This window comes from Nostoc sp. (genome assembly GCF_036917195.1).
GTDB lineage: Bacteria > Cyanobacteriota > Cyanobacteriia > Cyanobacteriales > Nostocaceae > Nostoc.
This window is the reverse complement of sequence record NZ_JBALDG010000106.1, coordinates 1-10,862: the sequence shown is the minus strand read 5'-3', so window position 1 is coordinate 10,862 and position 10,862 is coordinate 1. Positions and strand designations below refer to the sequence as shown.

Below are 10,862 nucleotides of genomic sequence, written 5' to 3'. Positions count from 1 at the left end.
GATTCTCCACTCACCGCCACTAAGTCTGAAGCATTGACAGTTAAATTTCCCCCATTGCCTTGACTATTGGCAAGAGTACCCGTAGATATCTGTCCCCCAGCCTGAATAATCAACTTCCCGGTGGTAATCGTCAAGTTTCCAGCGTCTCCACCACCTTCAGTTCGAGTGGTCAAACGACTATTGACTTCACCATTTACTGATTCTCCACTCACCGCCACTAAGTCTGAAGCATTGACAGTTAAATTTCCCCCATTGCCTTGACTATTGGCAAGAGTACCCGTAGATATCTGTCCTCCAGCCTGAATAATCAACTTCCCGGTGGTAATCGTCAAGTTTCCAGCGTTTCCACCACCTTCAGTTCGAGTGGTTAAACGGCTATTGACTCCACCATCTACTGATTCTCCACTCACGTCTACCGAGTCTGAGGCATTGATGATTAAATTTCCCCCATTCCCTGTACTTCTAGGACGAGTACCACTAGATACCTGTGCCCCTTTCTGGACAATAAACTTGCTCGTGGTGATCGTCAAGTTTCCAGCATCTCCACTACCTTCGGTTCGAGTGGTCAAACGGCTGAAATCTTGAGGATTTGCTGATTCTCCGCTCACTTGTACAAAGTCAGAGGCATTTATGCTCAAAGCCCCTCCTAGTCCTGTCTCTAGAGTCTTAGCTGCTATTTGTGAACCATCAGTGACCGTCACCTGCCTACCTTGCACTTGAATATCCCCACCGCCACTGCCACTAGCATCTACAACAGCTCGCTGAGACAGTTTAATATCCCGGAAATTTTGTACACCGTCATATCCTAAAATCCAGCCGCTGTTTGTTGGGTTTAGGCTCACAAAGCTAAGTCCAGCCACACTGCCTAATTCAATTCGTCCCCCTGCTGCTGTTAAATAGCCGCCTTCTAACGCAATATCACCGCCCACGAGTGCTAAAGTTTTACTTGGTTCTACTTGCAAACCGACAATTTCACCATTGCGATCGCTATTAATTGCTTGTGATTGATTGAGGATACTTCCCCGATTACTTCCTAATTGCAAGCCAATAGGAACACTCACTGTCAGTAGAGGAGTGGTTTGAGAATTAGTTGCACTAAATTCTATGCCATCAGCAAATTTCAGACTAGTCGCCGTACTTGCCACAAAAGAACCTTTAATGTCTAAGGAGGCATGGGGGCCAAAAATAATTCCGTTGGGATTGAGCAAAAACAGGTTAGCTATACCGTTAGTACGAATTAAGCCATTAATATCAGAGACTGATCCACCAGTTACCCGACTGATGATATTCTGAATATCCACTGCATTATTAAACAAAGCAGCACCGTTAGTCGGGACAGAAAATTCCCGAAAGCTGTGGAACAAGTTCCCACCTGCTTGAGTTCCTCCTTCAATGATGCTGTTATTCCCTTCTAATTTGACACTAGAGTTATTAGGCAAAGTGCCATCTGGGATAATTTGGGCAAAAGCGCAATTTGTACTTGAACCACATATTGCAATTCCTAAAAACCAGCCCCAAGGAATACTTATCTTGGACATTGCACCTCTCTAAGCAGACAGCGATCGCTAAACTTTTGTTTATGTCACACCACTAATGTAGGTTGACGGTAGGTTGCAGTCACCTCTGGATAATTCTCAGTTTCAATGGCGCTAGTTTTCCACAAAACTGACTAATTTATTTACATAAATTTATACAAGATAATTCCTCAGCCGATACAATCGCATTGTCAGTCAATACAATCGAATTGCGGGTTGATGCGATCGCATTGTCAGTCGATACAATCGAATTGCGGGTTGATGCAATCGCATTGTCAGTGGATACAATCGCATTGCGGGTTGATGTGATCGCATTGTCAATCGATACAATCGCATTGTCAGTCGATACAATCGAATTGCGGGTTGATGACAAAAAACCAGATTGCAATCTGACGAATATTAATTACGAATTAGGAATTGCTCTGCAAGATGCTGGCTTCAACCAAGAACTATGAGGCGTAGTGGTGGGAAGATTTGCTGTCAGGACGACTTCCCCTTTTTTGTTTAGCACCCACCCAGTAGCTTCTACAATGCGTTCTGGTGTGGTAGTAGTTGTTTTGCTGGTAATAGATAAGCGATCGTGGTTATCATTGCTTAGATTGAAAGTAATCAAACCTACCTGCACTGCATCATTAAGCTAATCGGCACTGAAGTTGCATAATAAAAAGAAGAAACTGTTTCAAAGCAACTACGCCGCCACCAGCCAAGAACTTTTTAACGTTAGAACAAGTCAGCCAGTTACAACAAGCTCTAAAAGAGAGTGGTCAAGCACACGTTAGAGAAAGAATTCTAATTATTCTGCTGCAAAATGATGGAAAACCGCAACACGAAATTGCTAAATTTTTAGGCTGTTCCCTTAGAACGCGAAGATTATCTTAATTTCAGATAATACTAGTTTCCATAAGCGGAAAGATATTCTCGCTAAAATTGGACAGGAACTCCCTAACTTTATGTTAGAGTTTTTACCTGCATATAATCTGCCAAATTGTGAGTGCAGTTTTAGACGAACGTCCAATTCTTGGGGTTCTGCCTTTCTGGGTCGATATTGTTTGGATATGGGCATGGTCAAGCGTGTCTGGTCTAATTGTTTGGCGCGTGTGTCGTTCGCTACTCAATAAGGGATGCGCTATATTTAGGATAGTTATCATTTTATATGGAGCTTGTGCGATCGCCCTTTGGGCAGTTCCTTTTGGGAGCATTATCCTTTTAAAACAAGGGGTATGTTTACCATTTATTCCCTCAGCCTTTGCTGTGGTTGCAAGCGGTGTTGTTGTGTTGTTTGTTCAATGCAGTCAGAAATTTCCTACATCCTCTGAAGTGAGTGTGCAAAATCTGCCAAAACTTGATGAAATAAGGTAGTGTTTCCTTTGTATAAAAATCTAGTTTGATCAAATAATATCAAGTTTGGATAATCACTTATAATTAAGTTGCCCTTGTTTTTGGCCACCAATGGTAGCAAGTTAGACCAGAGATTAAATCATGCTGTGTCATCAGTTTCTGGCAACGAAGCACTAATAGAGCTTCTAGTTCATCTAAAGAATTTGGTGAGCTATTGGCGACAATCTCGTTAGTCAGAGGCCACAAACGAACTGAACAGTTGGAGTTCAGGTGAGTATGCAGGTAAATATATTAAATCGATACCCTCTGATAAATCTAAATCATTACTTGTATGCCAACCTGCTTGGTCAATAGCTAAAAGTATTCGTTTGTCACTTCCAAGACCATATTCCCTGGCAAAATCAGCCAAGACACGATTAAATATCTCTGTGTTTACATAGGGCAGAACCCACCAATAGGTTTCACCTGATTCTGGATGTACAAAACCATACAACCACATCCATTTATACCTTTGTATAACTGAGGCGATTGGTTGAGAGCCTTCTTGTACCCAAACTCGACGCAGAATCGGATGAAGTCCAAGACGATAGCGCAAGACGATAGCGAAGCGTTAGCGAGTCCTCAAGCGTCTGTTCGTCCATGCTCCAAACCTCAATTTCAGCATTTGGATATCGAGCTTGAAGAAATTTCAGCCTTAAATTCAGTTTTTTTTCCAATTTTCTTGCTCAATGCGATCGCTCATTCCATGTTCCGGCCGAGGAACACGTAGCTTATATGTCATTTGTCGTAGATACTCCCATCCTCTGTGCCGACTTATATGTTTTCCTGTCAGTTCACTTAACCAATCTGCCACTTTACGACCATTCCACAACCCACCATCTGGTGCTTTGTCTTCCAGTACTTGCCACAGTTGCGCTTGTTGCACATCTGTTAAGTTTGGTTCTTTACCTGGGTTATGATACCGTTGGTCTCCTAGAGCGCTGGTGGCATACTGGTTATAGCGTTTTATTAACTGATAAATCCAGATTATGGTATATCCTGTTACTTGCGCTACCTCCTGCGGTGTTTTTCCCGTCGCTAATAACCAAATTATTTGGTAATGGCTGCGTTGTGTTGCTTCTGTCGCCTGACGATAACCAGCTAAGAGTTCTTCGGAACTAATGTGGTTTGCGAGCGCAATTCGTTTGGGCATAATACTTAGATTGATGCACTGCAACGATTCCAGTTTTATTATAAGTATTTAACCGAACTTGATATAACTTACTTACGTAGGTAGAGAACAGGGAACAGGAAAGAAGGCTCCTTGAGGTGTCGTTTTTAGCCTGTTTTGCTCCTAACATTACATTCAGAGCGAGCATCCACTCCATCCTGATATGACTTTTCAAGGAATTGAACACGTCCCTAAGAATTGGTCTGCTATGTTCCACAATATCCCGGACTTTCAACTCAAATTTTAGGCGTTGCATAAATGCGGTTCAGCGAAATATAGGTATTTTTCTATACTTTAAGTAGTAAAGTAACAATCGAATCGAGTATTTGAGCATATCTAGAGATTTAGAATAGCATAATGTTTTTCGATGTAGTCGTGCCAGATAATCAGGTAAACGAGTATTTTCACCTTCTAAGTAGGTGATACATGTTTTGCTGACAATATGGTTTCCTGGTGCAATAAAACTGGGATAAATTTTCCATCCATCTGTGACGTAGAAATAACATTGCCAACAGCAAACAATCTCCTACAATGGTTTAAATGTTTTGCCCCTATGATCTCCCAAAACCCAAGCCAGAATAGCTTCTCTTCCAGAGGCTTCGCCAACACGAAAGTAATTTACACCCGTCCATAACCAAAATTTGTTTTTTTGAAGCGACAAAAGTTTCCAGTTCATCTAATTCTCCAACGGATGGTATCTCCGTAGTTGGCGGTGCATCTGGGAGTTGCTCACCAATAAGTTTTAGCAAATAAATTACGGTTGTATGATCAACACCTTTGTCAGGCTCAATTGCTCGCAACCCCATGCCATTGACGTAGGCTTTTAAGCATTCAAGTTTGACCTGATTTGAGTAGCCTTTTGCTGGGCTATAAACATCAATAAATTGACGACCACACTTAACACATATGTGATTCTGTTTACCTCGTCGCTTTCCGTTTTTTCTCATCTCCGTAGACTCACAGTATGGACATTGCATAGTAGAACACCTCAATTCATCCCTTTATTATGCAATGCTAATCCTGAGTGAGTGATTCTCCCGAATAGACTGGCTGCATTGGATTCCCCTTGTTCTATCTATCGATCATTGTTGCAATCTAGTGGATTTTAACTGATGCGCGTGATTCCACACTTAACCCTCAAAGACACTGATTGAGCGTGCCAGCATCGCGAAATGACCATGATCTTCGGATCACGAAAAATCTCCTTCTTGGGGTCAATTTAGTAAATCTAGCTGTCACCCAAACTAGTTATCGTCTAGGTGACACCAGTAGCAATGCAAGTGGTAAATCAGAAGTTTTTTAGCTTTGCCTTCTGATTCTTAATTGGTAGCAGTGACTTTGGTTTATTCACTGTTGAGAATCAGAAGTTTTTTAGCTTGGCCTTCTGATTCTTAATTGGTAGCAATGACTTTGGTTTATTCACTATCTGGAGGTGCCGGGAGAACGCCAGATAGGCGCAAAGCAAAGCAGAGTCTTGATTGGCGAAGGAAAATTGCCTAAAGACAGCGTATTTCAGGTAACTGGAGTACACCATTTTTATAGACTGTTACATATCTATTTTTATGGGTAATTCCTGAATCACTCTTAACGGTGTACTTCTTTTACATACAAAGCGCTGTAAATTGAGGATTCACTCGCTAAATTTCCTTTTCAATAGGAGAGTGCAATGTCTGGAGTATCTATACGTTTGTACTGGTGGCAAAGTCTAGGAATTGTGATTGGGAGTGGAATAGTCTTATATACAAATAGCTCAGTTGCTCAAATTACGCCAGATGAGACTCTGCCAAATAATTCCAAGGTGACATTAAACGGTAATACCAGGATTATCTCAGGTAGAACGACAAGAGGCGTTAACCTATTCCACAGCTTTAGAGAGTTTTCTGTTCCCACTGGTCAGACAGCTTTCTTCAATAATGTACTCGATATTCAAAACATTTTCACACGAGTCACTAGCTCAAGTGTTTCAAACATTGATGGGTCGATTCGTACATTGGGTAAAGCAAACTTATTCCTGCTCAATCCTAATGGGATTATTTTTGGTAATAAATATCGGCGGTTCGTTTCTTGCCACAACAGACAATGCCATTGGGTTTGGCAATTCGTGATTTTTCAGCGCCTCAAATCCAGAAGCACCTTCACCCTTGTTAACAGTAAATCCAAATGCCTTATTATTTAATCAAATTGCAGCTGCACCGATTCAAAATAGTTCGACTGCACCAGCAGGAGCTACTCCTAGTGGCGAGGATGCATTTGGTCTACGTGTCCTAAAAGCACATCATTGGGTTTGAGAAAGCTATACAACTTCCTCGCTAGTTTAATATCATGGGTGTTCAGAATGTCTATGGCTAGGGCAACGGCAGCCCCCGTCCCTAAACTAAATATCACACCTATTTTTGCAATTGGAAATCCACATCCAGGCTGTTGGTTTGTTGGTTGAGGATATTGTTTCTGATTCTCTACACTGTCAGGCATAGAGACAGTTGACCCATCTATTACTTTCACGTTTCGACCACACCATAAATATTCTACTGTCAGTTTCTCTTCTAAACTTTGTGCAACCTGACCAAAAAGTTTTTCTAATAATTTTTCTGGTAGTCTTGCCCTAGCTTGGCAATAAGCGCTTGCATCTGTTGTTCGCGGAGCGTCTCGAAGACAGGGAACTTCTACTCCTCCTGCCAGTTGTGCAATTATTTTACTTACAGCATTATGGCAACTTTTATCAGTATCTAAAACCTGAGCCAAAAATGCCCATAACGTTACAAATGGATCAAATAACCGCTTCTTGTACTTAATTTTCAGTTCCCTCAAAGCTTGCTCAATTACAAGGAATGGTAACAGTTCTTTAAAACTGGACTTTAGACTAAATGAAGAGTGATCGTTAGGTAGCAGGTATGCAAAAAATGAAGGGATACCTGTAAGAACAAGCACCCTGACTGCTCAATATAAATGCCATAACCACTATCCTGTATAGCTTAGAGCTTTTCTTAGTGCCATTCGAGACTGTGTATTAGACATATTTACTCACTACTTGAGACAATATCATCCAAATCACCGTAAGTCTGTCTGCATATTCTGGGCATTACCCCAGACATTCGCTTCTGACTCAATCTTCCCTACTCGCTGCATCCGGTTAGCACCTACTCAGGGATTCGACCACCTGAGAGCAAACGAGAGGTTATTTCGTTCCGAATGATTATACTGTGTACCAATAAAAGTGATGCTTTTCGCCGGGTTTATAGAAAGTGCATATTGGTCAACCAAAAACTTGCCAACTCATTATCCTGTGCCTTTTGGCTCCACGCTAAACAAGAGGATTCTGATGACCAAACTTTCACTCTTGATTTTGATTTGTAGCCCGTTAAGAGCGTTAGCGGAGCTTATCGTAGATATCGCACGCAGGACTCTCCTATATGGCGAATGTATTGTTATTGGTAGTAGTTAGAGAGCTTTTCACCCAGGCATTTTGATTGTAATAAAAATCACCACGCTGTTCTAGTGTAAACCCACCCAGCAATAATCCCAACCATACTTCTACCATCGGCATTTGCAACACACGTTGCAGTTTAACTAAAGAAATCTCATCTTTGACATTTATCAGGCAGTTAGCGATCGCACTAAGCCATTTTTCCACATCTTCATCACCCGCCAGCTTGTGGACATCTTCTAAACTTGTCACCTCATCGAGCATTGCCAAAACATTCGCTTTTTCAACAGGTGCTACTATAGAATTACCCTCCTGGTTAGGATATGAAAATTGGTGTGGGCCGTGTGGTTTAAAGGTTTGTGGTATTTGCGGTTCAATCAAATCATCTAAATCTAGGTGCATTGTTGTCCGCACTAGACCAGCAAAGAGATCGGTGCTAACAATTGGCCCCAAAAGACTATTGCGATCGCCTACGGCGGGGCGTAGCCCATCGCGGGTATCTTGCAACAGCACTTCGGCACGAGACTTGAGAATATCCGCAATTTGACTGAAAACAAGTGCTACGGTTGATAACTGTGCTTCTAAAGGTAAACTTTCTAGCTCGGCATCCAAACAATCCCACACAGCATCAAAGGAAGAAGTTGGTGGAGATTCTGATAATTCATCAAGCAGATCCCAGATGGTTAATTGGCGGTATGTGGTCATCTCTAGGATTGTGGATGTAGAGGGCAAGGACGCACTGGGCAGTAACTTGAGGTAATCTCAAACATATCCTTATATTGATATAGTGAAACACTATATTGAGATGCAAATGCCTGTAACATCTGATCTGTATAGGCGCGGATCTTGCCAGCCGTTAGCCCAAAACAGTGAATTGGTTCCAAACGACAAACAGGTTTTTGACCCAGCCAGAGTTCTGCCGACATAGCGTGTAATGGTTTATCCCCCGGTTCTTTATACAAATACAGCATTGCAAAATATGTTGCTGGTGGTTCGACTGTTACTGAATCAATTTCTGCTGAATTCTTCTGGGAGCGGTGGCGATAGAATGAGCGGCGATTGTGGGAGACTTTTGGATTCCAACACCCGTCCCCTGCTGTTCCATGTAAAACTTTCGCTTGGGCAGTTGCTAACTTAGCGGATAACTGGCACTTGGGATCAAGTGGCTTGGGCATACCTTACTCCACTTCTTCTCCGATTGCACGATAGTAGGCAGTGATCGCCGCTGATTGTTCGCTGCGAAGCGTATACCGCCGAAACGCTTTCTCGCTTTGATGTCCTGTTAATTTTCGTGCATGGCTGGGGTCAACTCCCAATAGCAATAAGTCAGTAGCGTAAGTATGTCGAAAGGAGTGAGGATGTAAATCAACAATTAGAGCTATTTCACCGATTTTTTCCACAGCGAAGGATTCAGTATACAGGAATGTGTGTAAACACAAAATAAGAGTCCCTTGCTGAAGAATTTATCTTTTTCGATATAAATCTCTTTTTCGGGCAGATGCCTTAAAGCGATCGCAGTAGGATCATTGTCTAGAAGTCAAAATTCTTTTGCGTTTTTGACACTTAAGCCAACGAATCAGTGACTTGAGGTTGAGCAGGGCGATCACCATCCCGTTTGATTGCAAAATCTGCGAACAAGCGGATGAGGTGCAGGGAAAGTATGATCAGTCCATAAAGGCGGTTTGGTGGCGAAGTATTCAATTAAGGTGTTGAGTAAGGTACTGTAGGCAGAATGCATCTCCACAAACTTTCGCCACGCCGATTCTGCATCCTTTAGCACAAAACCCACCTGCGCTAAACTTACGCGTGACTGCTCAAATTGTTCGCGATCAACTTCGAGTATATCTTTGATATTACTGACTTTTGGGTGTTGGGTGTTGCTCCCGAAGAAGATGTTGTTCTATTTGATGCACTAAAATTCAATTTTCCTAAACACACTCAGCCTACACCTACCCCCAACAAGATAGCCCTGACTAGGTTTGATATGAATCTTCGTGCCATTCGGATATAAAGAAGATTGCTCTTGTCACGGAATTTATAGTTGCAAAGCGATGGTGCAGAGATTGAGACTCTTCATTAGGTATATTTAAACAGACAAAATATCTGCAATTTGAATGAGGAAAGCTCTGGTGGCTTGAGACAAAGTTTGTAAAGACGCTAAAAATAGCTTCTTGGAGATTAATAAAGATGAAAACAACAGTAAAACGAGAAATACAAATGAAATACAGACAATTGGGAAACAGCAAGTTGAGCGTCTCCGAAATTAGTCTCGGTTCCTGGCTAACTTATGGGGGTGGTGTAGAGCAGCAAAATGCAGAGGCTTGTATACACAAAGCTTTTGAGGTTGGAATTAACTTTATTGACACTGCAAATGTTTACGCTCAGGGAGGGGCTGAATCCTTTTTGGGAGAAGTATTGCAAGGCACTGAGCGCGAAAGTTATGTCTTAGCGACCAAAGTTTTCTTTCCCATGTCAGTTACTGAGCGAGGACTCTCAGCAGACCAAATCAGAAAACAAATTGATGCTTCTTTAAAGCGACTGCGTACCGATTACGTTGACCTGTACCAATGCCATCGCTACGATCCAAATACGCCTTTAGAAGAAACCATGACGGCACTCACTGAGGTAGTGCGTCAGGGAAAAGCTCGTTACATCGGCTTTAGCGAATGGAGTCCGCAGCAGATCCAAGCAGCGCTCAATCTGGCTGATGTTGAACGCTTTGTTTCCAGCCAGCCCCAGTATTCCATGCTGTGGCGCAAACCGGAAGCACAGGTGTTTCCATTATGTGCAGCTAATGGCATCAGTCAAATTGTTTGGTCGCCGTTAGCTCAAGGTGTACTCACAGGTAAATACCAGCCAGGACAAGCTCCACCTCCAGATTCTCGTGCTGCTAACGAAAAGATGAATTCGTTTTTGATGGAAGAGTTATTTAACGAGCGCACACTAACAGCAGTACAAAAGCTCAAACCCATTGCCCAAGATTTGGGGTTGAGTATGCCACAATTAGCTCTAGCTTGGGTACTACGAGATGAGCGTGTGTCTTCAGCAATTATTGGTGCTAGCCGTCCAGAACAAATTGTTGATAATGCTGGTGCATCAGGAGTACAGCTAGATACAGATGTACTGGCAGCGATTGACCAAATACTGGCATCCGTTGTTCAAAGGTAAGGAAAGAGCTAGTTCTCGGAGCGAACCCAAAAGTTTTGTTGTCTTGCTGTCAAGGATATACCTTCAGTAGACCGAAAAGTTTTCCAGAAGCCTTATACCATTTCACGAAAAACCTGATACAAATAAAGCCTGCAAAATAAAATTCCAACCTGCAATAGATTTAACCTGAGAAGCTGTCAACTTATCT

General features: G+C 42.3%; 9 protein-coding genes and 4 pseudogenes. 6 read left to right on the top strand and 7 right to left on the bottom strand.

Translation table 11 applies throughout. The features are described 5' to 3' along the window. Window positions 1-1,538, bottom strand: a 1,538-nt coding sequence (locus V7K40_RS33575; protein ID WP_334967183.1) for a filamentous hemagglutinin N-terminal domain-containing protein, incomplete at its 3' end; no start/stop codon positions are given. A 185-nt stretch (window positions 1,539-1,723) separates the two neighbouring features. On the opposite strand from V7K40_RS33575, the gene V7K40_RS33570 reads away from it, so the two are divergent. The 3 genes and pseudogenes from V7K40_RS33570 (at window position 1,724) to V7K40_RS33560 (ending at window position 2,894) form a co-directional block, all read left to right on the top strand. Beyond that, a complete protein-coding gene (locus V7K40_RS33570) occupies window positions 1,724-1,990 on the top strand; it encodes a hypothetical protein (RefSeq protein ID WP_334967182.1) in 267 nt (88 codons plus the stop codon). A gap of 205 nt (window positions 1,991-2,195) precedes the next feature. After that, a pseudogene (locus V7K40_RS33565) lies at window positions 2,196-2,399 on the top strand (helix-turn-helix domain-containing protein); the annotation flags it as partial. A gap of 123 nt (window positions 2,400-2,522) precedes the next feature. Continuing rightward, complete coding sequence (locus tag V7K40_RS33560) at window positions 2,523-2,894, top strand: hypothetical protein (RefSeq protein ID WP_334967181.1); 372 nt, start codon at window positions 2,523-2,525, stop codon at window positions 2,892-2,894. Between the two features lie 63 nt (window positions 2,895-2,957). Here the strand turns inward: V7K40_RS33560 and V7K40_RS33555 are convergent. Together V7K40_RS33555 and V7K40_RS33550 are read right to left on the bottom strand one after the other, a co-directional pair. Further along, window positions 2,958-4,065 (bottom strand): annotated as a pseudogene (locus tag V7K40_RS33555) (IS630 family transposase). A 283-nt stretch (window positions 4,066-4,348) separates the two neighbouring features. Beyond that, a pseudogene (locus V7K40_RS33550) lies at window positions 4,349-5,060 on the bottom strand (IS1 family transposase). 689 nt (window positions 5,061-5,749) lie between these two features. On the opposite strand from V7K40_RS33550, the gene V7K40_RS33545 reads away from it, so the two are divergent. Then, a complete protein-coding gene (locus tag V7K40_RS33545) occupies window positions 5,750-6,259 on the top strand; it encodes a filamentous hemagglutinin N-terminal domain-containing protein (protein ID WP_334967180.1) in 510 nt (169 codons plus the stop codon). Window positions 6,260-6,315: 56 nt separating this feature from the next. Here the strand turns inward: V7K40_RS33545 and V7K40_RS33540 are convergent, their stop codons facing one another. The 4 genes and pseudogenes from V7K40_RS33540 to V7K40_RS33525 all read right to left on the bottom strand — a co-directional run. After that, entirely contained in the window at window positions 6,316-7,011 is a 696-nt protein-coding gene (locus tag V7K40_RS33540; protein ID WP_334967179.1) for a transposase domain-containing protein, read from the bottom strand. Window positions 7,012-7,489: 478 nt separating this feature from the next. Continuing rightward, on the bottom strand, window positions 7,490-8,212 hold the full coding sequence (locus tag V7K40_RS33535; protein ID WP_334967178.1) for a hypothetical protein: 723 nt from the start codon (window positions 8,210-8,212) through the stop codon (window positions 7,490-7,492). A 2-nt stretch (window positions 8,213-8,214) separates the two neighbouring features. Then, a complete protein-coding gene (locus V7K40_RS33530) occupies window positions 8,215-8,682 on the bottom strand; it encodes a hypothetical protein (protein WP_334967177.1) in 468 nt (155 codons plus the stop codon). A 3-nt stretch (window positions 8,683-8,685) separates the two neighbouring features. Then, window positions 8,686-8,913 (bottom strand): annotated as a pseudogene (locus V7K40_RS33525) (tyrosine-type recombinase/integrase); the annotation flags it as partial. Between the two features lie 413 nt (window positions 8,914-9,326). On the opposite strand from V7K40_RS33525, the gene V7K40_RS33520 reads away from it, so the two are divergent. Next, window positions 9,327-9,518 (top strand): hypothetical protein, encoded by a 192-nt coding sequence (locus tag V7K40_RS33520; protein ID WP_334967176.1) that lies wholly within the window; start codon window positions 9,327-9,329, stop codon window positions 9,516-9,518. 206 nt (window positions 9,519-9,724) lie between these two features. Next, window positions 9,725-10,675, top strand: a complete 951-nt coding sequence (locus V7K40_RS33515; RefSeq protein WP_334967175.1) for an aldo/keto reductase family protein — start codon at window positions 9,725-9,727, stop codon at window positions 10,673-10,675. Window positions 10,676-10,862 lie beyond the last annotated feature (187 nt).

Coding starts and splice junctions, on each gene's coding strand:
- V7K40_RS33545 (WP_334967180.1), top strand. CDS start 5,750: ATGTCTGGAGTATCTATACGTTTGTACTGGTGGCAAAGTCTAGGAATT.
- V7K40_RS33535 (WP_334967178.1), bottom strand. CDS start 8,212: ATGACCACATACCGCCAATTAACCATCTGGGATCTGCTTGATGAATTA.
- V7K40_RS33515 (WP_334967175.1), top strand. CDS start 9,725: ATGAAATACAGACAATTGGGAAACAGCAAGTTGAGCGTCTCCGAAATT.
- V7K40_RS33530 (WP_334967177.1), bottom strand. CDS start 8,682: ATGCCCAAGCCACTTGATCCCAAGTGCCAGTTATCCGCTAAGTTAGCA.